This window comes from Thioclava kandeliae (genome assembly GCF_040297545.1).
Classification (GTDB): domain Bacteria; phylum Pseudomonadota; class Alphaproteobacteria; order Rhodobacterales; family Rhodobacteraceae; genus Thioclava; species Thioclava kandeliae.
Genome location: NZ_JAYWLC010000011.1, coordinates 39,645 through 65,396, shown reverse-complemented (window position 1 = coordinate 65,396; position 25,752 = coordinate 39,645). Strand labels below are relative to the sequence as shown.

At 63.1% G+C, this 25,752-nt stretch carries 26 protein-coding genes and 1 tRNA gene; 10 read left to right on the top strand and 17 right to left on the bottom strand.

Going from position 1 to position 25,752, the window contains the following annotated elements; all coding sequences use genetic code 11:
• Window positions 1-111: 111 nt before the first annotated feature.
• The 3 genes from glyS to VSX56_RS13550 are packed head-to-tail and all read right to left on the bottom strand — an operon-like array spanning window position 112 to window position 3,536.
• A complete protein-coding gene (gene glyS / locus VSX56_RS13560) occupies window positions 112-2,172 on the bottom strand; it encodes a glycine--tRNA ligase subunit beta (protein ID WP_339112020.1) in 2,061 nt (686 codons plus the stop codon).
• 1 nt (window position 2,173) lies between these two features.
• Window positions 2,174-2,599: a DUF6446 family protein gene (locus VSX56_RS13555; protein ID WP_350937830.1), complete on the bottom strand. Its 426-nt coding sequence runs from the start codon at window positions 2,597-2,599 to the stop codon at window positions 2,174-2,176.
• A gap of 1 nt (window position 2,600) precedes the next feature.
• Window positions 2,601-3,536, bottom strand: a complete 936-nt coding sequence (locus tag VSX56_RS13550; RefSeq protein ID WP_339112018.1) for a glycine--tRNA ligase subunit alpha — start codon at window positions 3,534-3,536, stop codon at window positions 2,601-2,603.
• 193 nt (window positions 3,537-3,729) lie between these two features.
• Here VSX56_RS13550 and VSX56_RS13545 point away from each other — a divergent pair, with 193 nt between their 5' ends.
• Window positions 3,730-5,628, top strand: coding sequence for a trypsin-like peptidase domain-containing protein (locus VSX56_RS13545; protein ID WP_350937828.1), 1,899 nt, complete (start codon window positions 3,730-3,732; stop codon window positions 5,626-5,628).
• 41 nt (window positions 5,629-5,669) lie between these two features.
• Here the strand turns inward: VSX56_RS13545 and VSX56_RS13540 are convergent, their stop codons facing one another.
• Both VSX56_RS13540 and VSX56_RS13535 read right to left on the bottom strand, forming a co-directional pair.
• A complete protein-coding gene (locus tag VSX56_RS13540) occupies window positions 5,670-6,503 on the bottom strand; it encodes an inositol monophosphatase family protein (RefSeq protein WP_350937826.1) in 834 nt (277 codons plus the stop codon).
• Between the two features lie 110 nt (window positions 6,504-6,613).
• Window positions 6,614-6,979, bottom strand: coding sequence for a helix-turn-helix domain-containing protein (locus VSX56_RS13535; protein ID WP_339112015.1), 366 nt, complete (start codon window positions 6,977-6,979; stop codon window positions 6,614-6,616).
• Between the two features lie 331 nt (window positions 6,980-7,310).
• Here VSX56_RS13535 and VSX56_RS13530 point away from each other — a divergent pair, with 331 nt between their 5' ends.
• The 3 genes from VSX56_RS13530 to VSX56_RS13520 all read left to right on the top strand — a co-directional run bounded on the left by VSX56_RS13530 (window position 7,311) and on the right by VSX56_RS13520 (window position 11,829).
• Entirely contained in the window at window positions 7,311-8,294 is a 984-nt protein-coding gene (locus VSX56_RS13530) for an NADPH:quinone oxidoreductase family protein (RefSeq protein WP_350937880.1), read from the top strand.
• A 144-nt stretch (window positions 8,295-8,438) separates the two neighbouring features.
• Window positions 8,439-9,212, top strand: a complete 774-nt coding sequence (locus tag VSX56_RS13525) for a Bax inhibitor-1/YccA family protein (protein WP_350937823.1) — start codon at window positions 8,439-8,441, stop codon at window positions 9,210-9,212.
• 97 nt (window positions 9,213-9,309) lie between these two features.
• A complete protein-coding gene (locus VSX56_RS13520) occupies window positions 9,310-11,829 on the top strand; it encodes a cation:proton antiporter (protein WP_350937821.1) in 2,520 nt (839 codons plus the stop codon).
• Window positions 11,830-11,835: 6 nt separating this feature from the next.
• Here VSX56_RS13520 and VSX56_RS13515 read toward each other — a convergent pair.
• The 7 genes from VSX56_RS13515 to VSX56_RS13485 all read right to left on the bottom strand — a co-directional run bounded on the left by VSX56_RS13515 (window position 11,836) and on the right by VSX56_RS13485 (window position 15,703).
• Window positions 11,836-11,912: transfer RNA gene (locus tag VSX56_RS13515), tRNA-Arg, on the bottom strand.
• Window positions 11,913-11,997: 85 nt separating this feature from the next.
• The gene (locus VSX56_RS13510; RefSeq protein WP_339112011.1) at window positions 11,998-12,474 is read right to left on the bottom strand and encodes a GNAT family N-acetyltransferase; all 477 of its coding nucleotides are present in this window, start codon (window positions 12,472-12,474) and stop codon (window positions 11,998-12,000) included.
• Between the two features lie 95 nt (window positions 12,475-12,569).
• Window positions 12,570-12,749, bottom strand: a complete 180-nt coding sequence (locus VSX56_RS13505) for a hypothetical protein (RefSeq protein ID WP_339112010.1) — start codon at window positions 12,747-12,749, stop codon at window positions 12,570-12,572.
• Between the two features lie 154 nt (window positions 12,750-12,903).
• Window positions 12,904-13,401 carry a transcription antitermination factor NusB gene (gene nusB / locus VSX56_RS13500; RefSeq protein WP_339112009.1) on the bottom strand — a complete coding sequence of 166 codons (498 nt, stop codon included), beginning with the start codon at window positions 13,399-13,401 and terminating at the stop codon, window positions 12,904-12,906.
• Window positions 13,398-13,949 (bottom strand): 6,7-dimethyl-8-ribityllumazine synthase, encoded by a 552-nt coding sequence (locus VSX56_RS13495; protein ID WP_339112008.1) that lies wholly within the window; start codon window positions 13,947-13,949, stop codon window positions 13,398-13,400. Before VSX56_RS13495 ends, nusB begins: the two co-directional genes overlap by 4 nt.
• A gap of 12 nt (window positions 13,950-13,961) precedes the next feature.
• Window positions 13,962-15,101 (bottom strand): 3,4-dihydroxy-2-butanone-4-phosphate synthase, encoded by a 1,140-nt coding sequence (ribB, locus tag VSX56_RS13490; protein ID WP_339112007.1) that lies wholly within the window; start codon window positions 15,099-15,101, stop codon window positions 13,962-13,964.
• Window positions 15,098-15,703 carry a riboflavin synthase gene (locus VSX56_RS13485; RefSeq protein ID WP_350937818.1) on the bottom strand — a complete coding sequence of 202 codons (606 nt, stop codon included), beginning with the start codon at window positions 15,701-15,703 and terminating at the stop codon, window positions 15,098-15,100. The genes ribB and VSX56_RS13485 overlap by 4 nt, the downstream gene beginning before the upstream one ends.
• A gap of 229 nt (window positions 15,704-15,932) precedes the next feature.
• Between VSX56_RS13485 and VSX56_RS13480 the strand changes: the two genes are divergently transcribed.
• The 3 genes from VSX56_RS13480 to VSX56_RS13470 all read left to right on the top strand — a co-directional run bounded on the left by VSX56_RS13480 (window position 15,933) and on the right by VSX56_RS13470 (window position 20,430).
• Window positions 15,933-17,219: a capsule polysaccharide biogenesis protein gene (locus tag VSX56_RS13480; protein WP_350937816.1), complete on the top strand. Its 1,287-nt coding sequence runs from the start codon at window positions 15,933-15,935 to the stop codon at window positions 17,217-17,219.
• A 107-nt stretch (window positions 17,220-17,326) separates the two neighbouring features.
• Window positions 17,327-18,448 carry a polysaccharide biosynthesis/export family protein gene (locus tag VSX56_RS13475; protein WP_406871165.1) on the top strand — a complete coding sequence of 374 codons (1,122 nt, stop codon included), beginning with the start codon at window positions 17,327-17,329 and terminating at the stop codon, window positions 18,446-18,448.
• Window positions 18,448-20,430, top strand: coding sequence for a capsule polysaccharide biogenesis protein (locus VSX56_RS13470; protein ID WP_434096038.1), 1,983 nt, complete (start codon window positions 18,448-18,450; stop codon window positions 20,428-20,430). The genes VSX56_RS13475 and VSX56_RS13470 overlap by 1 nt, the downstream gene beginning before the upstream one ends.
• On the opposite strand, the gene ribD is transcribed toward VSX56_RS13470, so the two are convergent.
• The 5 genes from ribD to VSX56_RS13445 all read right to left on the bottom strand — a co-directional run bounded on the left by ribD (window position 20,427) and on the right by VSX56_RS13445 (window position 23,321).
• Window positions 20,427-21,515: a bifunctional diaminohydroxyphosphoribosylaminopyrimidine deaminase/5-amino-6-(5-phosphoribosylamino)uracil reductase RibD gene (ribD, locus tag VSX56_RS13465; RefSeq protein WP_350937811.1), complete on the bottom strand. Its 1,089-nt coding sequence runs from the start codon at window positions 21,513-21,515 to the stop codon at window positions 20,427-20,429. The genes VSX56_RS13470 and ribD overlap by 4 nt on opposite strands.
• Window positions 21,515-21,976, bottom strand: a complete 462-nt coding sequence (nrdR, locus tag VSX56_RS13460) for a transcriptional regulator NrdR (RefSeq protein ID WP_339112001.1) — start codon at window positions 21,974-21,976, stop codon at window positions 21,515-21,517. Before nrdR ends, ribD begins: the two co-directional genes overlap by 1 nt.
• Window positions 21,977-22,121: 145 nt before the next feature.
• Window positions 22,122-22,541 (bottom strand): secondary thiamine-phosphate synthase enzyme YjbQ, encoded by a 420-nt coding sequence (locus tag VSX56_RS13455; RefSeq protein ID WP_350937808.1) that lies wholly within the window; start codon window positions 22,539-22,541, stop codon window positions 22,122-22,124.
• Between the two features lie 5 nt (window positions 22,542-22,546).
• A complete protein-coding gene (locus VSX56_RS13450; protein ID WP_339111999.1) occupies window positions 22,547-22,888 on the bottom strand; it encodes a hypothetical protein in 342 nt (113 codons plus the stop codon).
• 58 nt (window positions 22,889-22,946) lie between these two features.
• A complete protein-coding gene (locus VSX56_RS13445) occupies window positions 22,947-23,321 on the bottom strand; it encodes a winged helix-turn-helix transcriptional regulator (RefSeq protein ID WP_350937805.1) in 375 nt (124 codons plus the stop codon).
• Window positions 23,322-23,428: 107 nt separating this feature from the next.
• Here VSX56_RS13445 and VSX56_RS13440 point away from each other — a divergent pair, with 107 nt between their 5' ends.
• The 3 genes from VSX56_RS13440 (at window position 23,429) to VSX56_RS13430 (ending at window position 25,751) form a co-directional block, all read left to right on the top strand.
• On the top strand, window positions 23,429-24,280 hold the full coding sequence (locus VSX56_RS13440; protein ID WP_350937802.1) for an NAD(P)H-binding protein: 852 nt from the start codon (window positions 23,429-23,431) through the stop codon (window positions 24,278-24,280).
• A gap of 164 nt (window positions 24,281-24,444) precedes the next feature.
• Window positions 24,445-25,098 (top strand): CoA transferase subunit A, encoded by a 654-nt coding sequence (locus VSX56_RS13435; protein ID WP_350937800.1) that lies wholly within the window; start codon window positions 24,445-24,447, stop codon window positions 25,096-25,098.
• Window positions 25,098-25,751, top strand: a complete 654-nt coding sequence (locus VSX56_RS13430) for a 3-oxoacid CoA-transferase subunit B (RefSeq protein WP_350937798.1) — start codon at window positions 25,098-25,100, stop codon at window positions 25,749-25,751. Before VSX56_RS13435 ends, VSX56_RS13430 begins: the two co-directional genes overlap by 1 nt.
• Window position 25,752 lies beyond the last annotated feature (1 nt).

The following is a 25,752-nucleotide window of genomic DNA, read 5'->3' as shown; positions in this document are numbered from 1 at the left end:
CAGGTGCAGCATACATGAAAACCGGTGGCACGCAAAGCGCGTCCCGCCGGTTTCGCATGATGAACGTGTTATCTTGCTTGCGCGCCTCACTCGTGGCGCGAAAACAAGGCGTTAGCCCTCGATCCGGTTCAGATCGGCGACCGACAGGCAGATCTGGCGGATACGGGAGAGCAGGTTCAGGCGGTTCCGGCGCACGATCTGATTATCGGAATTGATCTGCACGGCGGTGAAGAACGCATCAATCGGCGCGCGCAGCTGGGCCATAGCCCCCATCGCGCTGGCGAATTCCTGCGACTTCATGGCCGGTGTGATTTCCGCCTCGGCCTTATCGAGCGCGGCAAACAGCGCCTTCTCCTCGGGGCCTTCGGCGAATTTCGCATCGGCACCGAAGCTGTATTCCACGCCATCTTTCTCCTCGGCCTGCGTGAGGATGTTATTGGCGCGCTTATAGCCCTGAATGAGGTTCTCGCCGTCATCGGTTTTCAGGAAGCCCGAAAGCGCCTCGGCACGGTTGACCAGCAGTGTCAGATCATCATTTCCGGGCATCGCCAGAACTGCGTCGATCACATCATGGCGGATGCCCTGATCCTTCAGATAGACCTTCAGACGATCATGGAAGAAGGACAAGAGATCGGCGGCATCCGCACCCTCATAGCCCTTGGCGAAGACCTCGGTGAGGTTCAGCCGCAGATCATTGGTCAGGATCAGACGGATCACACCCAAGGCCGCACGGCGCAGCGCGAAGGGGTCCTTGGAGCCGGTAGGCTTTTCATCGATCGCCCAGAAGCCCGTCAGCGTGTCGATCTTGTCAGCCAGCGCCACGGCGACCGTCACCGGTGCGGTAGGCACATCATCGGACGGGCCGAGCGGCGAGTAATGGTCGCGGCAGGCATCGGCCACGGCCTCGGGCAGGCCCGCGCGTTGGGCATAATAGCGCCCCATGATCCCCTGCAATTCGGGGAACTCATAGACCATTTCCGAGCGCAGATCGGCCTTGGCGACCTCGGCGGCCTCGCGGGCCAGATCGGGCGAAGCGCCGACCTTTTGCGCGATCTCCGTGGCAAGTGTCGCAATCCGCGCGATACGGTCGGCCTGTGAGCCGAGCGCATTGTGGAAGGTCACATCCGCAAGCCCCGCGCCCATGCCCGAGAGCCCCTCGGCCTTGACCAGACGGTTATCGTTTTCCCAGAAGAATTTGGCATCCGACAGACGCGCCGAAAGCACCTTCTGGTTGCCCTTGAGGATCGTCGCGCCGTTGTCGGCGGTCTCGCGGTTGGCCACGGTGACAAAGCCCTCGATCCGGCCGGTTTTGGGGTTTTTCACCGAGAAGAATTTCTGGTGCTCTTTCATCGAGGTCTGCAGCACTTCGGGCGGCAGCTCGAGGAACTCGTCATCAATCTGGCCCATCAGCGCCACAGGGCATTCGACGAGCCCTGCCACCTCGGTCAGCAGGCCGCGGTCAGCCACCAGTTCGAGCCCGCGGGCAAAAGCCATCTGCTCGGCATCGTGCCAGATGGTCTGCTCGCGCTCGGCGCTGTCCAGCACGACTTTGGCCGCCGCCAGTTTGGCGCAGTAATCTTCGAAACCGGTGACAGAAAAACGGCCCGGTGCCATGAAGCGGTGGCCTTCGGTGGTATTGCCGGATGTGATCCCGTCGATATCCAGATCGACCACCTCGGCCCCGCCCTCATCGGACAGCAGGCACAGGATCGAATGCAGCGGGCGCACCCAGCGCAAACTCCCCGCGCCCCAGCGCATCGATTTGGGCCAGGGGAAATTGCGGATGGTCTTTTCCAGCACCTCGGCGATGATCGCAGGCGCCTCGCGGCCCTCTTTCTCGACGACCGCAAAATAGACCTGACCCTTTTTCTCGTCGCGGATCTCCAGCTGGTCCATCGTCAGACCGGTCGAGCGCAGGAACCCCTCGATCGCTTTCTCTGGCGCGCCGACCTTGGGGCCTTTGCGCTCCTCGCGCAGCGTCGGGCTCTCTTTCGACAGTCCCTCCAGCGTCAGCACAAGGCGGCGCGGGGTCGAGAAGGCGCCGGCAGAGGCGTAGGTCAGGCCCGCCTCGACCAGCCCGTCGGTCACGAGCTTCTTGAGGTCCTCGCGCGCGCGGCCCTGCATCCGCGCGGGGATTTCCTCGGAAAAGAGTTCGATTAGAAGATCGGGCATGTCAATTCTCCGCGGCGTGTCGCTGATGCCAGGCATAGGCCCGGCCATCGGAATAAATGGCCACCACCCGGTCGATGCCGGGGGTGATGTCGGGTTCGGACAGGAAGGCAATCGCCTCGCCTGTGCGCAGATCCTCGGTCAGGCGCGCCGGATCATAGCAGGGAAACCCCTGCTGTTCCGGCTCGGGCGCGGCCTTGGGATCTACGGTGAAGGTTTCGGTCAGCATACCGAGGCTCAGCGGCGTGTGGAAACAGCCCCGGAACTCGGTATCCTGCGTCGTTTTCAGATCTTCGGTCAGAATAGGCTCGGGCTGCCCCGAAGAGATCGACACAAGACGGATCTCGCCCGCAGGCGGGGTCGCCGCAGAGGCAAGGGGCGCAAGCGCGCCCAGGGCCAGAGCGGCCAGTATCCGGTGCCGATATGCCATCTCAGACAGCGCCACCTGCGGGCGTGCGCACGAAGGCATCGGCGCATTTCTTGGCCAGCGCGCGCACCCGCCCGATATAGGCCTGACGCTCGGTGACCGAGATCACGCCGCGCGCGTCGAGCAGGTTGAAGAGATGGCTGGCCTTGATGCACTGGTCATAGGCGGGATGGGCCATGATGATCCGGCGCTCGGCCCCATCCTCATCGGCCTGCGCCAGAATGCGCTCGCATTCGGCCTCGGCATCCTTGAAATGCTGCAAGAGCATATCGGTGTCGGCCACATCGAAGTTCCAGCGGGAATATTCCTGCTCGGTCTGCTTGAAGACATCGCCATATTTCAGCGCGATCGGCGCGTCGGGATCGTTATAGGGCATGTCCATGACGTGATCGATGCCCAGAACATACATCGCCAGACGCTCGAGACCATAGGTCAGCTCGCCCGAAACGGGGTGGCAATCATGGCCGCCGACCTGCTGGAAATAGGTGAACTGCGACACTTCCATACCGTCGCACCAGACTTCCCAGCCAAGGCCCCAGGCGCCCAGCGTCGGGCTTTCCCAGTCGTCTTCCACAAAACGGATGTCATGCAGGTCGATATCGATCCCGATCGCGCGCAGCGAGCCCAGATAGAGCTCCTGCAGATCCGGCGGGCTCGGTTTGATCAGCACCTGATACTGGTAGTAATGCTGCAGGCGGTTCGGGTTCTCGCCATAGCGGCCATCGGTCGGACGGCGCGAGGGCTGCACATAGGCGGCGGCCCAAGGTTTGGACCCCAGCGAGCGCAGCGTGGTCGCGGGGTGGAAGGTGCCCGCCCCTACTTCCATGTCATAGGGCTGCATGATCGCGCAGCCCTTACCCGCCCAATAGGCTTGCAGTCGCAGGATAATCTCCTGGAACGACCGCGGCGCGGCGGGTTTGGTGGCGGTGGCATCTGACATGCGAACTCTCCCAGACGGATCTGTCATCGAAACTTGCCTATGCCTGATAGGCAAGGCCGCAAGCGGGGTCAACGTGCAACAACGTCACGACGTCATACTGTGACATGGGCTTTGGGGGATGACGCGGGACAAAAGCCTGCTAATTTGCGACAACTTTGCAATTTTGAACAGGGCAGGTTTTATAATGAGGGTTATGCGCAAAGCTGTGTCAGCGCTGGTGGGCGCGGGTCTCACGGGCATGGTCTGGGCCGGTGCCGGATGGGCCGCTCCCGTCTGGCTGCAGATCGAAGCGCAACCCTCTCTGGCACAGGCCGAACAGTCGGCGCGCGGCTGGTCCAGCCTACCCGATCTGTCCGGTTTCTCGATGTCGACCGGCTGGTATGCGATCTCGATCGGCCCGTTCGAAACCCGTGACGCGGCCAATGACCGCCGCCGCGCGCTCCAGCGCGAGGGGCTGATCCCTTCGGATGCCTATGTGACGGAAGGCACGAATTATGGCGCGCAGTTCTGGCCGGTGGGCGCACGTTTCCTGCAGGCCCCCGCGGCCCAGCCGTCTTCCGCCCAGCCTTCCGCCGGCGAACCCTCTCCGGATGCGCCCATCACCTCCGGCGTGACCACAGGCACCGTCGACACGACCGCCCTGCCCGATGACACCGTGCCGGAGACCGGAACCGATACCGTCACCGGCCCGAGCGAAGCTGCAGCCGCACCAGCGCCCATGCCCGAACAAGCCCTCGAAACGGCGGCACCTCCCGCGCCGCAAGGGGAAACGCTGGCCGAATCGCGGCGCCTCGAACAGCTCCTGTCGCGCGTGGATAAGATGGCCATTCAGGATGCGCTGATATGGCAGGGCTATTACAAGGGCGCGCTCGATGCCTCGTTCGGGCCGGGCACTCGGAGCTCCATCGCCGAATGGCAGCGCGCGCAGGGCGATGAACCAACGGGGGTGCTATCCTCGACCCAACAGGCTGCCCTTCTGGACGAGGTCGAGACCGAGCGTGCGGCCCTCGGGCTGGCGGTAGTGGAAAATAGCGATGCCGGCATCCGTATCGCCCTGCCCGAGGCGCTTGTCGCGTTCAAAGGATATGACGCGCCCTTCGTGCAATATGGTCCGAAAGACGGCTCCGGTGTCACGGCGCTGCTGATCTCGCGCAAGGGCGATGCCGATGCGCTGGCCGCCCTTTACAAGGTGATGCAGACGCTCGATGCCGTGCCCGCCGATGGGCCTCGCGCCCTCGAAGCCACGGGATTCCATATCGAGGGACGCAACGACAAAGTCATTTCCTACACGCAAGCCACGCTTTCGGACGGGCTGATCAAGGGCTTCACCCTGATCTGGCCTGCGGATGGCGATATGGCACAGCGCAGGCGCGTTCTGGCCGCAATGGAACAGAATTTTGCTCCCATCGGCAATCAGTCACTGGACCCGACCTTGGGCAAACCGATGACCGTCAGCCATGAAGACCTGACACGCGGGACCGACATCCGCAAACCCGTCTTCTCACGTTCGGGCTTCTATGTGGATGATCGCGGCACCGTGGCCACCGCTGCTGCCGGTATCGACAGCTGCAAGAGGATCACCATCCAGGATGGCACGGCCACGCTGAAGGCGCAGGACAAGGCTCTGGGGCTGGCGCTGCTGAGCCCCGACAAGCCACTCGCGCCGAAAACGGTCGCGCGCTTCCAGACGGGGGGCGCGGCTGTGGGCTCCGATATCGCGGCGGCGGGCTTCTCCTATCCGGAGGCGATGTCAGCGCCGGTGCTGAGCTTCGGCACGCTGGCGGCCCTAAAGGGGCTGGAAAACACCGATCCGTCGCTCGCCCGCCTGACCCTGCGCACCCTGCCCGGCGATGTGGGCGGACCTGTGCTGGACAGCTCGGGCGCGGTAATCGGGATGGTGCTGCCCAAAGCTACAGGCGACAAGGTGCTGCCCAAGGATCTCTCGCTGGCCCTACAGGCGCAACCGATGGCCGATGCGATGGCAAGCATGGGCACCCCGCCCGAAGCCGCGGAGCCCCATGGCGCGCTTGCCACCGAAGACCTGACACGCGAGGTGCAGGGCATGGTGGTGCATGTAAGCTGCTGGAAATAAAGATATCCCCCCTGCATGTCGGACATGCAGGGGGGATTGGCTCAGCCGTTCAGCACAGCCAGAGCTGCGGCATGGATCTCGGGATTGGCGGCGGCAATCACCTGCCCCCCCAGATGCGCCGCCCCCCCCTGCCAGTTGGTGACGATCCCGCCTGCGGCCTCGACCACAGCCATCGGGCCTTGGATGTCATAAGGGTGCAGCTGTGCCTCGACCACCAGATCGATCTGCCCCGCCGCAAGAAGCGCATAGGCATAGCAATCCATTCCATAACGCGTCAGCTTGGCCTGCGCGGACAGGCGCTTGAAGGCCGCGCCCTCCTCGGGGGTGCCGACCTCTGGGAATGTCGTAAAGAGCACGGCGTCGGCGAGCGCATCGGTGGCCGCGCTACGCGTTTTGAGATCTTGTTCGCCATGCGGTCCGATCAGCCTGGCGATCCCCGGACCGCCGATGAACCGCTCGCCGATATAGGGCTGGTCCACGATCCCAAGAAACGGCGCGCCGAGCGCGCCATCAACCACCCGCGCGAGCCCGATCAGCACCCCCCATGTGGGCGTGCCGGACATGAAGCCCCGTGTGCCGTCGATCGGATCGAGCACCCAGACATAGCCGCTCGTGCCTAGCGACTGCCCCTGTTCCTCGCCATAGATCCCGTCTTCGGGACGTTCACGGCCAAGGATCTCGCGCATCGCCGCTTCGGCTGCGCGATCGGCCTCGGTCACCGGATCGAAGCCCGCAGCCTCTTTGTTGGCGGCGGCTATACCGCCTGCGGGCCGGAAACGGGCCAGCGTCTCGCGTCGGGCCGCATCGGCCAACCGCCCTGCGAGCTCCGTCAGCGCGGTGATGTCATTGGAGGAAAGATCGTGTGACGCGCTCATGCTATTCTCCCGCTGTTTTGCAAGCGGTAGCCAGCACGTTTCATAAGGTCAAGGCAGGAGCCGCGAATTGCCGTCCGGCCGTGGAAGGCCGGACAGCCGATATGGGTGAATCAGGCTGCAGAAGAAGCCGAGAGCACTTTTGCCAGATCGAAAAGGCGACGGCGCTGTTCTTCGGGAATTGCGTAGTAGGAGCGGACGAGCGCCAGAGCTTCCTTGTCGGCAAGGATGTCGCCTTCCACTTCCTTCTTGTCGACCTGACCGTCCAGACCTTCGAAGAAAAAGGAGATCGGAACATCGAGAGCTTCGGAGATGTCCCAAAGACGCGATGCCGAAACGCGGTTCATGCCGGTTTCGTATTTCTGAATCTGTTGAAACTTGATTCCAACCTTGTCCGCGAGCTGCTGCTGCGTGACGCCGATCATCCAGCGACGATGGCGAATACGTTTACCTACATGGGCATCAACTGGGTGTTTCATTCAATCGTCCTTACAACACTACAAATAGGAACCTATCACGTCGACACACGCATAGGGCGGCATTTCCTCACAAAAGGTCGTCAAAATTAGTATAAAAAGACTAAACGAAGTTAATCTTCAGGCCAATTTCTTAAAATTTTTTGTTCCAATGCTTAAAGCGAGCCGTGCGAAACTGTATCATCCTCAGGATGTTTCGCAATTTGCATCGCAAAATGCGAAATTGAAAAGGTTCTCGTTATGGAAATATTCTTTCGCGAATCACCTGACGACTTGTCGTAACGCGCGGAGCCGCTAGTCTGGCCCCCGTTACAGGAGAGATCCGATGCCCCAGATGACCGCCTTCCAAGTCGTCGATTTCGCGCGCCCGCCCGAGCACCGCCCCTGCGCAAGGCCCGAGCCCGAAGCGGGAGAGCTGCTGATCCGTATCCATGCCTGCGGGCTGAATTTCGCCGATCTGCTGATGATGCAGGGCCGGTATCAGGACACCCCTGCCCCGCCCTTCACCTTGGGGCTGGAATGTGCGGGCGAGGTCGTGGGGCGCGGGGTCGGCTGCACCATTCCGCTCGGCACAAGGGTCGCCGTCTATGCAGGACAGGGCGGGCTGGCCGAATATGGCAGCTTTCCGGAAGCCGCCTGCATCCCGCTCCCGCCAGACACCCCCTATGACGAGGCTGCCGGGCTCCTCATCACCTATGGCACATCCCATCTCGCACTGACCCACACGGCGGGCCTGCGCGCCGGAGAAACGCTTGCGGTGATCGGTGCGGCAGGTGGCGTCGGGCTGACCGCCGTGGAGATCGGGGCGCAACTGGGGGCACGGGTGATCGCTGTGGCGCGCGGTGCGGACAAATGCGCCATCGCCCGCACGGCAGGTGCGGCCGAGACCATCGACAGCGATACGGCCGGAGAACAAGGCGGGCTCAAGGCAGGGTTGAAGGCTCTGGGCGGGGTTGATGTGGTTTATGATGCCGTGGGCGGCACACTTGGCGAGGCGGCTTTCCGCGCGCTGAACCGTGGCGGCCGCTTTCTGCTGATCGGCTTTGCGGGGGGCACCCCACCGGCGCTCCCGCTCAATCACGCGCTGGTCAAGAATATCTCGATCCACGGGCTGTATTGGGGCGGATACCGCGAGATCGCCCCCCAAGCCTTCCGTCGCTCGCTCGATGAGGTGCTGCGCGATCACGCGGCGGGCCGTCTGCGCCCGCATGTCTCCCACCGGCTCCCCTTCGCCCGTGTGGGCGAGGCGCTGGAGCTGCTACGCAACCGACAGTCGAGCGGCAAGATCGTGATCGCCATCGATGGCAGCAGTTTTTAAACCGTCATCAAAAATTACCACGTTTATTTGGTCGTTTTCCGCATAAAGCCGCCAAGCGCTATCTTGAAATGGAAGCATGGTCTGCCAATATCGGCAGGGATAAGAGCGCCATTGAGGGCGCATGCCACTTCATGGAGGGATTTGATGGCTGGTTTTAACACGATGCGCACCGCGACCGGCGCGCGTCAGGCGCAGATTGACGCAGGTCTGCGCGCACACATGAACAAGGTCTACGGGCTGATGTCGGCAGCGATGCTCATCACCGGGGCAGTGGCATGGGCGCTTGCCGGCCTTGCAATGACCAATGATCCGGCCGCCGCGGTCGGCACCATGCGCAATGGCACCATGCTGACGCAGTTCGGCGCGTTGCTCTATACCTCGCCGCTGAAATGGGTGGTGATGCTGGCGCCTCTGGCCGTCGTCTTCCTGTTCTCGGCCACGATCAACCGCATGTCGGTCGGTGCGGCACAGCTGGTCTTCTGGGCCTATGCGGCGCTTGTGGGCGCATCGATCTCCTCGATCTTCCTCGTCTTCACCGGCGTATCGATTGCCCAGACCTTCCTCGTGACCGCGATCGCCTTCGCTTCGCTCTCGCTTTATGGCTACACCACCAAACGCGACCTGTCGCCGATGGGCTCGTTCCTGATGATGGGTCTGATCGGCCTGATCGTGGCGTCGATCGTCAATATCTTCATCGCGAGCTCGGCTCTGGCCTTCGCCGTGTCCGTTCTTGGTGTGCTGATCTTCGCGGGTCTGACCGCCTATGACACGCAGAAGATCAAGACTACCTATCTCGAGATGGCACATTCGGGCGAGGACTTCCTTGGCAAGGCTGCCATCATGGGCGCGCTGAGCCTCTATCTGGACTTCCTCAACCTGTTCATGCTGCTCCTGAACTTCATGGGGAACCGCGAATAATCGCCTCTCTCCTATACTACGCAAACAGCCGCCGGTTTCCGGCGGCTGTTTCATGTCAGCCCCTTCCCTTTCCTCTCCGAGCCGCTAGTTTCCGATCATGGATATCGTCATTATTGTCGCGATTATCGCGTCACTCTTTTTCGTGATCGGCGTGGCCGAGCCTCTCGCCGCCCGCCTGCGGCTACCCTATTCGGTGATCATCGCCGCATTGGGCATGTTGATCGGCTCGGCGGCGATCTTCTTTTTACAGACCACGCTGACCGATGCGCTCAATCCCGTGGCCGAGGCGATCCTCGGCCTGCCGATCCGTGCCAATGTCTTCCTCTATATCTTCCTGCCACTCCTGCTGTTCCAGGTAACATTGGGCATGAACCTGCGCCGGATGATGGATGACTGGGTGCCGATCCTCGTGATGGCGGTTGTGGCCGTCGTGGTGGCCACTCTTTCGGTGGGATACGCGCTTTCCTATATCTCCTCGCTGCCGCTCGCTGCCTGTCTACTGGTCGGCGCGATTGTCTCCACGACCGATCCTTCGGCCGTGGTCAGCATCTTCCGCTCGCTCTCGGCCCCGCAGCGGCTGGCGCGGATCATCGAGGGCGAAAGCCTTCTGAACGACGCCGCCGCCATCGCGCTCTTCGGCCTCTTCATCGGTTATGTGATGCTGGGCGTGCCGGACCCCGAACTGGGCGAGGCCTTGGGCCGCTTCCCGATGCTGATCGCGGGCGGCGCCGCCACCGGCTGGGTGCTGTCGCAGATCGGCCTGCGCATCATGGGGCTCTTTCCCCGTTACGAGCTGGCGCAGATGTCGGTTTCGGTCGCCCTCCCCTATCTGTCCTATATTATCGCCGAACAGCTGATCGGGGCCTCCGGTGTGATCGCCGTGGTGGCCGCAGGTCTGACGCTCAACCTCGCGGGGCCCGGCCGGATCGAGCCGCAGACATGGACCAACATGCGCGAGACCTGGGATCTGGTGGCCCATTGGGCCGGCGCATTGATCTTTATTCTGGCCGCGCTCCTGATCCCGCGGCTTCTCGAAGGCACTACTGTCACCGACTTCCTGTTGATCGGTGTGGTCGTCGTGGCGGCCATCGCCGCGCGCGCGGTGATCCTCTGGGGACTGCTGCCGGTGCTAACGCTTCTGCGCCTCTCGCCGCCGGTCGAGCGGCCCTATCGCGTGGCCATTCTCTGGGGCGGGTTGCGCGGCGCAGTAACGCTGGCGCTCGCACTGGCCGTGACCGAGAACGCTCTGGTGCCCGTCGAGATCAAGCGCGTTGTCGGCATCCTTGCCACGGGCTTCACCCTGTTCACCCTGATCGTGCAGGGGACGACCCTGCGCAGCGTGATCGGCAAGCTGGGCCTCGACAAGCTCTCGCCGCTCGATCAGGCGCTAGCCAATCAGGTCATCGCCGTCTCGCTACAGACCGTGCGCGAGGATGTCGCCAAATCCAGCGAGAACTACAACCTCAACCACGAGATCATCCGCGCCGAGGCGAAGCGCTTCGGCGAGAGGCTGGATTCTGTCGTGCGGGCCGCCGAAGCCGGTGCCAATATTCTGGATCGCGACCGGATCACATTGGGTCTGATCGCGCTGGCAGGGTTCGAGCGCGAACAGGTGCTAAGCCGCCTGCGCGACCGCTCGATCTCGTCGCGTATCGGCGAGGCCGCACTCAGCCAGACCGACCATCTGATCGAAGGCGCACGCGCTCAAGGCCGGACCGGTTACCAGCGCGCGGCCCGCAGCGCCATTGATTACGGGCGCGCCTTCCGGATCGCCAATTTCCTGCACAACCGCTTGCGCTTCTCGATGCCGCTTGCCCTGCTGACCGCCGACCGGTTCGAAAGGCTCCTGTCACAGCGCATGATCCTGCGCGATCTGGATGCGTTCATCGATGCCCGCATCCGCCGCATCCATGGCCGCCGCGTGGCCGACCTGCTCCACGAGCTGCTCGCGCGCCGTGTGGAGGCGCTGGAAACCGCGCTCTACGGTCTGCGCCTGCAATATCCGGGCTATGCCGAAGAGCTCGAGCGCCGCCTGATCCGCCGCACAGCCCTGCGGATGGAAGAGCGCGAATACAACACGATGCACGAGGACGGACTGATCTCCGAGGAGGTCTTCACCTCGCTCATGCAGGATATCTCTGCACGCCGCCTGAAGGCCGAGGAACGCCCGATGCTGGACCTGCAGGTGCAGCGGGCCGACATCCTGCGCCGGATGCGGCTGTTCGAGGATTTGGACGAACGTATCCGCAAACCTCTGGGCCGCAGCCTGCGCACGCGCTATTTCGATCCGGGTGACAAGATCATGCGCAAGGAAAGCCATGCCCGCTCGGTCTTTTTCATCGCCTCGGGAGCGGTCGAGCTGGAAACGGCAGGGCAGATCTCGCGTCTCGGGCGGGGCGATATGTTCGGCGAACTGGCCTTGCTGACCGGCAAGCCGCGGCGCACCGATGTGCGTGCCATCGCGCCCTCGACGATTCTGGAGCTGGATGAAAAACGGTTCCGCAAGCTCTTGCGCCGTAGCCCCGCCATCCGCGAGGCCGCCCGCGAGGCCGCCGAAAAGCGTGGTATCTCGATCGACGATCTTCTGGAGGAGACCGCGCCGGAGACTGCGAAATAATGGAAGTGGCGGCCCCTGAAGGATTCGAACCCTCGGCCGTCCGCTTAGAAGGCGGATGCTCTATCCAGCTGAGCTAAGGGGCCATTGTCGCCTTGATAACGCGACAATCGCGAAGCTGCAATCCGCTCCGTGCATCTTGGCCCGCCAATTTCGAGGTGCGGCAAGCGGTTAGGTTTTCACCGCGACCGGCAGGCTCAGCGCCATATAGACGCTCATCGGATCAAGGGTATAGTCGGCGAAAGGTGCACATCGCGTGAAGCCTTCCGTCTCGTAGAGGCTGCGCGCAACCTGGAAGCTGGCCTGCGCACCGGTTTCCAGCCGCACCTCGCGGATCCCTGCCTCCGCCACATCGGCCAGAAGGTGGCGCAGCATCATCCGCGCCAGCCCGCGGCCGCGCTCCTCATAAAGCACATGCATGGATTTCAGCTCGGCCAGATCGGGTCCATGGCGGTTCCACGCCCCCATGCCGATGGCACGGCCTTCCTCGCGCATCACGAAAAACCGGATCTGCGGCGCGGCCAGCGCATCGGGCGGCAGCATATGGATGGAGCCGGGCGGCGTGTCGGCATGCATCGCATCGAAATGGCGCTTGTGCAGAAGCGCCAGATTTTCCTGAACAGGATGTTCGCGCAGAATGGTAATCATGAAAGACCTCCCCTGATGCCGACAGCTTAGCCCAAAGCCCAAAACGCGAAAAGGCGCACCCTCGGGCACGCCTCTTGATTTGAAAACCGGTGAACTTAACGGCGCAGTTGGCGCTGGAGCTTCGTCGGTGCATCGGCACGGACGCGCACCGGTTGCAACTGCAGATCCTGCGCGCGCATCCCGTGACCGGACCGGCCATCATGCCGGAATAACCCAGTCAGGCCCGAAACGAGCTCTGTTGCAGAAGAAACGAGGGTGTTGAGCAGAACAAGCATGGGCGCGTCCTCTAGTTGTTACATTCAATGTAACGCATCGTTTCCAAAAACCAAGAGGCGATTCTCAAATTGCTTATTATTCGGACAACACTTCCCGCATGCAGGCATGAAAAAAGGGGCCGCAGCCCCTTCTTGCAGCCCGTCCTGCAACGGCTCAGGCCATATCGTCGCGCAGCTGGCGGGCCATATTGTCGATGACGGCATTCACGAATTTCGGTTCGCGGCCATCGGGGAAGAAGGCGCGAGCCACTTCCACGAATTCGTTGATCACTACTTTCGGCGGAGTCGCCGGATTGACCAGCTCGGCCCCTGCCGCACGGAAGAGCGCACGCAAAACCGAATCAATCCGGTTCAGCGGCCAGCTCTCCAGCAGCGCCTTATCGGTGGCCTTGTCGATCTTGCCCTGCCACATTACCGCGTCATCCAAGATCCGGCGGAACAGATCCACATTTCCTTCCGACATCTCGACATCGTCGATCACCGCCCCAAAGCGGAAATTCTCGAACTCTGCCCGCACCTTATCCGCAGACTGACCGCCTGCTTCCATCTGGAACAGGGCCTGCACGGCATAGAGCCGTGCTGCGGATTTCATCCGGCGCTTTTCCTCGAGCGAGGGTTTGCGCGGTTTTTCGGCGGGCATATCTTCGGTCATGCGGTCTTGGTTCCTTCGGCTTCACCGGCAATGCGGACCGACTCGCCCTGCGGGCGGAAGCCAATCCCTTTTGTCCGGTTCGCCCATTTGCGCGATAGAGCGAGCAAATGCAAGGCCGCAGCAGCAGCTCCGCCACCTTTGTTCGCCTTGGCGGTATTGGCGCGCACCTCGGCCTGATCGTAATTCTCGACCGTCAGGATGCCGTTGCCGATCAAGATACCCTCGAGCCCCATCAGCTGGATCGCGCGCGAGCTGTCATTGCAGACCGTGTCATAATGCGTGGTCTCGCCGCGGATCACGCAACCCAGAGCGGTGAAACAGTCGTAATCGGCCATACGCGCGGCCAGTTTGATCGCGGTCGGGATCTCCAGCGCACCGGGCACCTCGACGATATCGACCACCGCGCCACAGCTTTCCGCCATCTCGCGCGCACCCTTCACCATGTGATCCGCGATCTCCTTGTAATAGGGCGCCACCACGATCAGCATCCGCACGGGCTTGTCGAAGCTCGGCGCCGGAAGGGTGTAATGGGTCTCAGATTCGGCCATCGTCTTGTCCTATCAGTATTTACGCGTCGCGCAGATTTCGAGCCCGTAGCCATCGATCCCGACGACTTTGGGAAGAGGGGAATTGGTCAGCAGCTCGACCTTCGACAGGCCCAGTGCCGCGAGGATCTGCGCACCCAGACCGTATTGGCGCAGCGTGTTGGGGCTGCCCTCATCGACCAGCGGCAGCTTCATGCCCGGATCGCGCAGCGCCACGAACACGCCACGACCCTCGGCGGCAATCGCATCGAGCGCACGCCCGATATCGCCCTCGCGGCCCGGCACGAGACCCAGCGCATCGCCCAGCGGATCGAGCGCATGCATACGCACCAGAACCGGCGCCTCGCCCGTCAGATCGCCCTTCGACAGCACGATATGTTCGGCGCCCTCCAGATCGTCGGTGAACACGCGCATCGCCCAATCGCCGCCATGGACCGAGGTCACGGGCTTCTGGGCGGTTTCGGTCACGAGGTTGTCGTAGCGGCGGCGATAGGCGATCAGATCGGAGATCGTGCCGATCTTGATACCGTATTTCTGGCCGAAGGCGATCAGGTCGGGGAGACGCGCCATGGTGCCGTCTTCCTTCATGACCTCGCAGATCACACCGGCAGGGTTCATGCCCGCCAGACGCGAGACATCGACCACGGCTTCGGTATGGCCGGCCCGCACCAGCACACCGCCATCGCGGGCACGCAGCGGGAAGACATGGCCCGGCGAAGCGAGATCATCGCCCGTCTTCATCGGGTCGATGGCCACCGATACGGTGCGCGCGCGGTCATGTGCCGAGATACCGGTCGAAATCCCCTCACGGGCCTCGATCGAGACGGTAAAGGCGGTTTCCTGACGCGAACTGTTGGAGGCCGCCATGGACGGCAGCCCCAGCGCATCAACGCGGTCCGAGGTCAGCGCAAGGCAGACAAGCCCGCGCCCATGGGTCGCCATGAAATTGATCGCATCGGGGGTCGCCATCTGGGCGGGGATGCACAGATCGCCCTCGTTCTCGCGGTCCTCGTGGTCGACAAGGATATACATCCGACCGTTACGGGCATCCTCGATGATTTCCTCGATGGAGGAGATCGCATCGCGATAGCTTTCCTCGACGGGGCCCGGAACATCATGGGTGCCGGATTTGTCCACGGGTTTAATCTCGCTCATGCGTTCCACTCCTGCAGGCGCGCGACGTAACGCGCCATCGTATCGATCTCGATATTGATCGGGTCGCCGGCTTTGGCCGTGCCCCATGTTGTCACTTCTTTGGTATGCGGAATGATATTCACACCGAATTCCGCCCCCGACACTTCGTTCACGGTAAGCGACGTGCCATTAAGCGTCACCGAGCCTTTGGGCGCGATGAACTTGGCCAGATCATCGGGTGCGCGGAAGGTGAAACGCGAGCTGTCGCCCTCGTCACGGATCGACACGATCTCGGCCACGCCATCGACATGGCCCGCCACGATATGGCCGCCGAGTTCGTCGCCCACCTTGAGCGCGCGCTCGAGGTTCAGGCGGCGGCCCACATGCCATGAATTCCGTCCGATATTGGTCTTGGCGACGCTTTCCGCCGAGATCTGCACATCGAACCAGTCCTGCGGGTCCTTACCCTTGGAAATCACGGTCAGGCAGACCCCGTCGCAGGCGATGGAGGCCCCGATATCCACCGTATCCACATCGTAAGAGGTGCCGATCCGCGCCCAGAGGTCACCCTGCTGTTCCAGCGCAAGAACTTCGCCCATATCGGTAATGATCCCGGTGAACATCCGTCTCTCCTTTTCAGTCCCCCTTCCCCTAGCCCGAGGGGCAGAGCGGTGCAAGAACTGGGGTCGCTACATATACGCACATATTCTCAGCATCCCCGTGGCCCTATATGATTTGTCTAAATATTGATCTATTCTTGGCCAGAATTGTGACACAAATTCACCTTACCCAAGGGAATTCGTGCGATTCCTCGTCGCACCACTTCGTCATCAGTCCCGGATCACTCCGCCTATGCCCCTGTTCGACAATCGCCATTTCCTGCTGCTGCAAGGCCCTCACGGGCCCTTCTTCCGTCAGCTGGCCCAGATGCTGGGCCGTGCGGGGGCCAAGGTGTGGCGTGTGGGGTTCAATGGCGGGGATGCGGCCTTCTGGCATGACCCCGAGACCTTTATCCCATGGCAGGGCACACCCGAGGCATGGCTCGAGGCCGTGACCGATCTCTTCCTCGAGAAACAGATCACCGATATCGTGCTCTATGGCGACACCCGCGCGATCCATGCACAAGCCATCATCGCCGCGCGGGCCGCAGGTATCCGCGTGCATGTCTTCGAGGAGGGCTATCTGCGCCCCTACTGGATCACCTATGAACGCGGCGGCTCCAACGGGCATTCGCGGCTGATGGAGATGAGCGTGGAGCAGATGCGCGCGGCGCTCGACCAATCCGATATCGACTTCCCCGATGCGCCGCCGCGCTGGGGCGATATGCGCCATCATGTCTTCTACGGCGCGCTCTACCATTTCCGCGTCATGCGCGGGGCCAGTCGCTGGCCCAATTTCCGCTCGCATCGCGGGGTCACGGTGATGGAGGAGTTCCGCTTCTATCTGCGCCGTATGCTACGGATGCCCCTTCATATGCTCCAACGCTGGCTCGCGACCTCGCGCGTGAAATATGGCGGTTTTCCCTATCATCTTGTGCTGATGCAGCTTGAACATGACAGTAGCTTCGTCATGCACTCCCCCTTTGCCAGCCAGACCGACTTCCTCGATCTGGTGATGAAGGACTTTGCCGCAGGCGCGCCCAGCCATCACCATCTGGTGCTGAAAGCCCATCCGCTTGAAGATGGCCGTGCGCCCATTGAAGCGGCGATCCGCAACGGTGTGGCCCGCTACGGGCTCAAGGGGCGGGTCCATTTCGTGCGCGGCGGCAAACTGGCCGGTCTGCTGGCACAGGCCCGCTCCGCCGTTACGGTCAACTCCACCGCCGCCCAACAGGTGCTCTGGCGCGGGCTACCAATCAAGGCTTTCGGCGCGGCGGTCTATGACAAGCCCGAATTCGTCTCGCAGCAGTCGCTGCCCGATTTCTTCACTGCGCCTGCGCGCCCGGACACCCGCGCCTATCGCGATTACCGCCATTATCTGCTGGAAACCAGCCAGGTCCCTGGCGGTTTCTACTCGGCCAAGGGTCGGCGAACGCTTCTGCGGCAGGTCGTCGACATGATGCTCTCGACCGAAGATCCCTATGATGCGCTGACCTCCGGAACAGCGGCACCTCGGCAACAGTTGCGCGTAATAAAGTGACGTAACTGGATTTTACTTAGGCTTTCTGCGACGCTGCCCCACAAAATGCATATCGCATATCTATTGAGAAGCATCCCGAAAGAGGAGCTCGAGCAGTGAATACGACTATCTCCAGAGCCACGCGCGTGCTGGTCCTTTCGACGCTGGTCTTCAGCGTGGCCGCCTGCGCGCTCCCGCGCTCCGGCCCCAACAAGCGCGAGATCTTCGCAGGCTCCGTCATGCGTCAGGGCGATGCCTTTGTCGTCTCGGTCAATGACCATGTGGCCCGCGCCACCGCCGTGCAGCCCGCGTTCGGCTTCTCGTCAAGCTTCCGCAATGCCGGAGTGCTCGGGTCCGATACCATCAATCCCGGCGATACGCTGGCGCTGACCGTGTGGGAAAACGTCGATGACGGTCTCCTCGTGCAGCAGGGTACCAGCGCGACCCAGCTCACCGATGTGCAGGTGGACGGACAGGGCTATATCTTCGTGCCCTATGCAGGCCGCATCAAGGCTGCGGGCAATACCCCCGAAGGGCTGCGCCGCCTGATCACCGACAAGCTCGACGCCCAGACGCCCGATCCGCAGGTCGCCGTCTCGCGCGTGGCGGGCGACGGCTCCACCGTCTCGCTGACCGGCACGATCGGCGGTCAGGGCGTCTACGCGATCGAACGTCCGACCCGCACCCTCTCGGCGATGATCGCCCGTGCAGGTGGCGTCTCCATCGATCCCGCGATTGCACGGGTCACGGTGACCCGCAAGACCGGCCAGACCGGCACCGTCTGGCTCTCGGATCTCTATTCCAATCCGCAGATGGATATCGCCCTGCGCAATGGCGACAAAATCCTGATCGAGAAAGATACCCGCGCCTTCACCGCCCTCGGCGCGACCGGCACGCAGGCGCGTGTGCCCTTCGAGACGAAGACCCTCTCGGCCCTCGAGGCCATCGCCACCGTGGGCGGCTTGCAGACCAGCACCGCCGATCCGACCGGCGTCTTCGTCTTCCGCAACGAGCCGCAGGAGATCGCCCGCGCCGTCCTTGGCCGCGACGATCTCGTGGGCGACCAGCGCATGGTCTATGTCCTCAACCTGACCGAGCCCAACGGGATGTTCATGGCCCGCGACTTCGCCATCCGCGATGGTGATACGGTTTATGTGACCGAAGCACCCTATGTCCAATGGTCGAAGACGCTCTCGGCGCTGACCGGCTCGCTGGGCACGGTCAATACGCTGAACAATCTGGCCAATTAATGCCTCTGGCCGAAGATGACGATATGGCCGCCGGGGTTCCCCGGCGGCTTTTCTTCTATAATGGCGGTTTTTTGCGCCAGCCCCGTTTGCGCCGGATCCTCAAGGCCGCAGGCCATAGCCTGCATCTGGGCCTCCCGTCAACGGGGGATGGCGTGGCCGTCTGGGGCCGCTCGCCCTATGCAAAGCGCGGTGAGGCCATCGCGGCCCGCACAGGTGCGACGCTGGTCCGGCTGGAGGATGCCTTTCTCCGATCGGTGCGGACAGGGCGCGAGGGGGACCCGCCGCTTGGGCTGATGATTGACCCGCTGGGGGTGCATTTCGATGGCACCCGCCCCTCGCGGATCGAGATGCTGCTGGCAAAGGCCCCGTTGGATGATGCGGCCCTCCTAACCCGCGCACGCCAAGGGATCGACCGCCTCAAGGCGCTTGATCTTTCCAAATACAACGCCTTCGATCCCTCCCTGCAGCCCCCCGCTCCAGGTTATGTGCTGGTCATCGACCAGATTCAGGGCGATGCCTCTATCACCTATGGCGCGGCGTCCGCGCGGACCTTCCGCGAGATGCTGGCCGTGGCGCGGATCGAGAACCCTAAGGCGCGCATCCTGATCAAGACCCATCCCGAGACCCGTGCGGGGTTGCGCGCAGGCCATTACGGCCCCGAGAATTGCGATGCGCTGACCGAGCTGGTCAGCGCGCCCCATTCGCCATGGGCGCTTCTGGAGGGAGCGATCGCGGTCTATACCGTCTCCTCGCTGATGGGCTACGAGGCAATCCTTGCGGGACACAAACCACGGGTCTTCGGCCAGCCTTTCTATGCCGGATGGGGGTTAAGCCTTGACGAGAACGCCCCCCCGCGTCGCGCGCGCCGCCTGACCCGCGCACAGATCTTCGCCGTCTCGCACCTCATGGCACCGACTTGGTTCGACCCGTGCCACAACCGGATCTGCAGCTTCGAGGAAGCCACCAACCAGCTCGCCGCCCAGACCCGCGCCTACCGCGAGGACCAGCACGGCTATAGAATGACCGGCATGAGCCGCTGGAAGCACAAACATCTGCGGCAGGTCTATGGCGACTACGGGAAGGTCGGCTTCGGGCAAGCCACGGGGGCGGGCCAGCCCGTCCATTGGGCATCCAAACCCGGCAGGCCCGCGGGCGCGTGGCGGATGGAGGACGGCTTCCTGCGCTCCCGTGGCCTCGGCGCAAAACTGACGCCGCCCCTGTCGCTGGTGACCGACCGGCAGGGGATCTATTACGACCCGTCCGCCCCCTCGGATCTGGAAAAGCTGATCGCCCGTCCGATTTCGGAGCCCGAGCGTCGGCGCATCGAGGCGCTGCTGGACCGGATCGTGAAGGCGGGTCTGTCGAAATACAACCTCACCGGCGCACGGCCTACCCTGCCCGAGGGCCATCGGATCCTCGTGCCCGGACAGGTGGAGGATGACGCCTCGATCCTGAAGGGTAGCCCGAGCACGCAGAGCAATCTGGCGCTTCTCGAGCGGGTGCGCAGCGAGAACCCGCAAGCGGTGGTGATCTACAAGCCCCATCCCGATGTCGAGGCAGGGCTGCGTAAAGGCGCGGTCGCGCCACAGGATCTGGCGCGTCTGGCCAATCAGGTCTGCGCGGATGCCGACGGGGTTGCGCTGATCGAGGCCTGTGACGAGGTCTGGACGATGACTTCGCTCATGGGGTTCGAGGCGCTGATCCGCGGCAAGCCGGTGACGTGCCTCGGCACACCTTTCTATGCCGGCTGGGGGCTGACGCGCGATCTGCAGCCATCGCCCGCGCGCCGATTGGCGCGGCCCGATCTGTGGCAGCTGGCCCATGCCACGCTGATCGCCTATCCGCGCTATCGCGATCCGGTCAGCGGGCTGCCCTGCCCGCCCGAAGTGGCCGTGGACAGGCTGGCGGCATCGCTCCCCGCGCCTATCGGGCTTCGGATCTTATCGAAACTTCAGGATCTACTGAAACCGCCCAGAGGTTAGGTCCGCCGCCAGCGGTGGAGCACATCGCCACCGATCTCGCGCTGGCTGACAAGCTGGTAGTGCGGGGCCTGATCCAGCGCCTCCAGCCCCATCGGGCCAAGAGCCGCGCGGCCATCTCCGCCCAGAACCTTGCCTGCGGTAAAGCCGATCAGCTCATCGACCAGCCCCGCCTGCATCAGGGCCGCCGCAAACCGCCCGCCGCCCTCGCAGAAGACCCGCGTGAGCCCAGCCGCCCCAAGCGCCGCCATCAGCGCCTTTGGGTCGAGCCCGCCCGCGCCAAGTGGCACCTGCGTAAGATCCGCCCCCTGCCCGTGCCAATAGGCCCGCGCCTCCGCCGGCGCATCGGGGCCATGGACCAGCCAGAGCGGCGCATCGGAAACAGAGCCCGCCAAGCGGGCGCGCGGCAGATCGAGCCGTGAGGCCGCCACCACCCGCACCGGCTGCCGGATCGGGGTAAAATTACGCACTGTCAGCAGAGGATCATCGGCGCGCGCCGTCTCCCCGCCCACCATGACCGCATCGAACTCGGCGCGCAGTGCATGCACATGCGCGCGGGCTTGCGCGGAGGTGATCCATTGACTCTGGCCGTTGGAGAGGGCGATCCGGCCATCGAAAGAAGTGGCGAGTTTCAGCGCCAGCCAGGGACGCCCATGTTCGATCCGTGACAGAAAACCGGCCTGAAGCGCGCGTGCCTCGGCCTCGAGCGTGCCTTCCGTGACAGTGATCCCCGCCTCGCGCAGCATGGCATGACCGCGCCCGGCTACCCGCGGATCGGGGTCGGTCTGCGCCGAGACCACCCGCGCGACCCCGGCCTCGATCAGCCCCAGCGAACAGGGCGGCGTATGACCATAATGCGAACAGGGTTCGAGCGTGACATAGGCCGTAGCACCGTGCGCGGCCTCGCCCGCCTGCGCCAGCGCATGGCGTTCGGCATGGGGACGCCCGCCCGGCTGGGTCCAGCCGCGCCCCACGATCACGCCATCCTTCACCAGCACGCAGCCCACCGCAGGGTTGGGCCATGTATTGCCAAGACCCCGCCGCGCAAGCGACAGGGCCAACCGCATGAACCGTTCGTCCGCCTGCATCAGTCAGGCGTGCCCGGACGCAGCTCGGAGACGAATTTGTCGAAATCGTCCGCTTCTTGGAAGTTTTTGTAAACGCTGGCAAAGCGCACATACCCGACCGTATCGATACGGGCCAGCGCCTCCATGACGATCTCGCCGATCGTCTTCGAGGGGATATCCGTGTCGCCCATGCTTTCCAGCCGCCGCACGATGCCGGAGATCATCTGGTCGATGCGCTCGGGGTCTACGGGACGCTTCTGCATGGCGATCCGGATAGACCGCTCCAGCTTGGTGCGCTCGAAATCCTCACGCTTGCCATTGGTTTTCACCACGACAAGATCGCGCAACTGGACCCGCTCATAGGTCGTGAACCGTCCACCACAGGCGGGGCAAAAACGCCTGCGCCGGATCGCGACATGATCTTCGGCCGGACGCGAGTCCTTTACCTGCGTATCAACATTTCCGCAAAACGGGCAGCGCATCGCGTCCCCCTTTTCCTGTAAAAACCGCCTCTATGGGGTCTGATGCCCCACTTATCCACAAGACTATAGGGGAGACGCGAATCATTGGGTAGCCATAAAGTGACGCTACCAAATCATGTAGATACGGACCTGTGGCCGATCAGACTCAGCGCAGCATTGCGGTGATATGACGGCTATGGGGATTATCGCGATGCTCGAAGAGATAGACCCCCTGCCATGTGCCCAGAGCCATGCGCCCGTCGAGAACCGGGATCTGCAGCGAGACCGGCAGAAGTGCCGCCTTCACATGGGCGGGCATATCGTCGGGGCCCTCATAGGTATGCACCATCCACGACTGGCTCGGGTCCGTCGTGGGTGGCACAAGCCGGTGGAAAAAACCCTTCAGATCTGTCTGCACATCGGGGTCGGCATTTTCCTGAATGAGGAGACTGGCCGAGGTATGGCGGATAAACAGCGTCAGCAGTGCCTCGGAAGGGGCCACCTCCGCCACCCATGCGGCCAGCTCGCGTGTGACCTCGTAAAGCCCTTGCCCGCGGGTCTGCACCCGAAAGTCCCGATGCGCCATGGAGGTTACTCCGAAACGGGGCGCGGATCGCTACGGTCGCTGGCGAGGATCGCCAAGCATTCGGGATTAACATCCATGATACGCCGTTCCTTGGCCCATGCCGCGTCAAGCGCCGCCGCATCCAGATCGCGTTTGCGCGTGGCCCAGGGGCGCATCGTGCCGTTACCGATCCCGCTTACAAGATTATAAGTGCCGTCCTTCGGGTCTTCGACATAGAGGAAGCAGGTCCCCGGCTGATCCATCGACGGACCGCTATTATGCATCATGAAGGCCGGACGGCCATTGGCATCCAGCGTGCAGCCCGCCAGAAGCGGCAGGCACAACAGGGACAGGAATCTACGCGTCATTTTCACCTCTGGGCTGCAACTTGTTAAGGCATAGCAAGCAAGAGGCAAGTTGAAAAGATTAGCTGGCAAATGCCGTTCGGGCATCTGCGATCTGTGGCCCATTCGCCTTGGCCCAGTCGATGAGCCCGATCAGCGGCGGCAGAAGCGAATGCCCCATCGCGGTCAGGCTGTATTCGACGCTGGGGGGCTTGGTGGCAAAGACCGCGCGCGAGATCAGCCCGTCGCGCTCCAGATCACGCAGGCTCTGGGTCAGCATCCGCTTGGAAATATCGGGCAGCGCTTTCGAGAGTTGCGAGAACCGGCGCGGCCCTTCGGCCAGCTCCAGCACGATCAGCGTCGTCCATTTGGCGGCCAAATGGTCGAGCACATGGCGCACCGGACAATCGGCCAGATCGCGCCCTCTGGCATCCAGCAATATCTCTGCCTGCGTCATGATGGTTCCCTCTGTGTTACCTTGTTCACGAAACCTGCCTCCTTCACACGGGGGCCTTTGGTCTCTAAACGAGACCTATACTAGATTCGTAACCGAAGGAACAGACAATGCGTTACATGGTCACCGGAGCGTCCGGTCAGCTCGGCTCTGCCGTTCTCGAACAGCTTTCCACCCGCGTCGCGAAATCCGACATCACCGCACTCGTGCGCCGTGAAGCGGCCGCAACTGCTCTGGCCGCCCAGAGCTATGGCACGGCTGTAGCCTCCTATGACGATGTCGAGGCGCTGACTGCCGCCTTCAAGGGCGTCGACCGCCTTCTGTTGATCTCGGGCTCCGAGGTCGGCCAGCGCGCGCGCCAGCATGGCAATGTGGTGGCTGCGGCCAAGGCGGCGGGCGTGGGTTTTATCGCCTATACCTCGCTCCTGCAGGCAACCGTGTCCCCGATGATCCTTGCGGTCGAGCATAAAGCCACCGAAGAGGCGCTGGCCGCCTCGGGCATCCCCTATGCGCTGCTGCGCAATGGCTGGTATTCGGAAAACATGCTGGGAGGGCTCGATTATGCCGTGGAGCATGGCGCGATGATCGGTGCTTCGGGCGAGGGCCGTTATGCCTCGGCCCCGCGTGCAGATTATGCCGAAGCCGCAGCGATCGTGCTGGCGGGGGGCGATCACGCGGGCAAGGTCTACGAACTGGCGGGCGATGCGGGCTATACGGGCGCCGAGCTGGCGGCGATGGTCGCCATAGCCTCGGGCAAGCCGGTGGCCTATGCCGATCTGCCGCCTGCCGAGTACAAGGCCGCGCTCGTTGGCGCAGGCATCCCCGACGGCTTTGCCGATGTTCTGGTCGACAGCTCGGTGCGCGCGGGCGAAGGCTGGCTGGATGACCAATCGAAGACCCTCTCGGGCCTTCTGGGCCGCCCGACCGAGCCGATGGCAGAAACGGTCCGAAAGGCACTCTGATCCACGCATATCGGGGCCGGTCATCCGGTCCCGATATCTCCAGAATCAAAGATACATTTCAATCACACGTTGAATTCATCACCCTCCTCATCAATAGTCGGATTACGCGTTTTGATGACGTTCCATTTCGGGCCGCCTCTCGTGGCGGATGTGGAGGTGCGATTGTGAAACCAGCCCTGACTGCCGAGAAAGCTGCTGCCCTCATCCCCGACGGAGCCACTGTGATGATCGGTGGATTTATGGGCGTGGGCTCGCCCCACCGCCTGATCGATGCGCTGGTGGCCGCGGGTGTGAGAGACCTCACCGTAATCGCCAATGATACATGCCGCCCCAATGAGGGGATCGGCAAGCTGGTTGCCGCGCGGGCCGTCCGCCATGTCATCGCCTCGCATATCGGGCTCAACCCCGAGACACAGGCCCAGATGATTGCGGGCGAGATCGAGGTCGAGCTGGTTGCGCAGGGCACGCTGGCCGAGCGGATCCGCGCCGCCGGCATGGGCCTTGGCGGTGTGCTGACGCCCACCGGCGTGGGCACACGGATCGCCGAGGGCAAGGAGGTGCTGACGATTGATGGCAAGGCGTTCCTGCTTGAAAAGCCGCTCCGCGCCGATTTCGCCCTGATTGCCGCGCATGAGGCCGATTATGTTGGCAATCTCACCTATTCGATGACCGCCCATAACTTCAATCCGGTGATGGCGCTGGCCGCAACCACTGTCATCGCCGAACCCGGCCTGATCGTGCCGGTGGGGGCGATCCCGCCGGACGGCGTAAAGACCCCCGGTGTGCTGGTCGATCACCTGCTGGAAAGGGCACATTGATGGAGCCGAAAGAACTCATCGCTCGACGTGTTGCGCAAGAGATCCAGCCGGCAACACTGGTCAATCTGGGGATCGGCCTGCCCTCGCTGGTGGCGGCCTATGTCCCGCCCGAGAGGAATGTCTTCTTTCAGGCCGAAAACGGCGTGATCGGGCTGGGCACGCGCCCGCCGGACGGGATGGAAGACCCCGATCTGACCGATGCGGGCGGCACGTTTGTGACTGCCGTGCCGGGAGCGGCGTCCATTGATAGCGCGATGAGCTTCGGGCTGATCCGTGGCGGGCATCTGGATGTGACGGTGCTGGGCGGGTTGCAGGTGGATGCGCGCGGCTATCTGGCCAACTGGATGGTGCCCGGCAAGCGCATCCCCGGAATGGGCGGCGCGATGGATCTGGTGGCGGGGGCCAAACGGGTTATCGTGGCGATGCAGCATGCTGCCAATGGCGCGCCGAAAATCGTCACGCGATGCACCCTGCCGCTCACGGCCGAGCGCCGCGTGAGCCTGATCGTCACTGATCTGGCCGTGATCGAGCCGCGCGAGAACGGGCTGCATCTGATCGAGCGGGCGCCGGAAGTGAGCGTAGCCGAAATCGAGGCACTAACCGAAGCCCCTCTGATCCATGTAGGAGATGTGCCCGAAATGCGGTTCGGCTAGC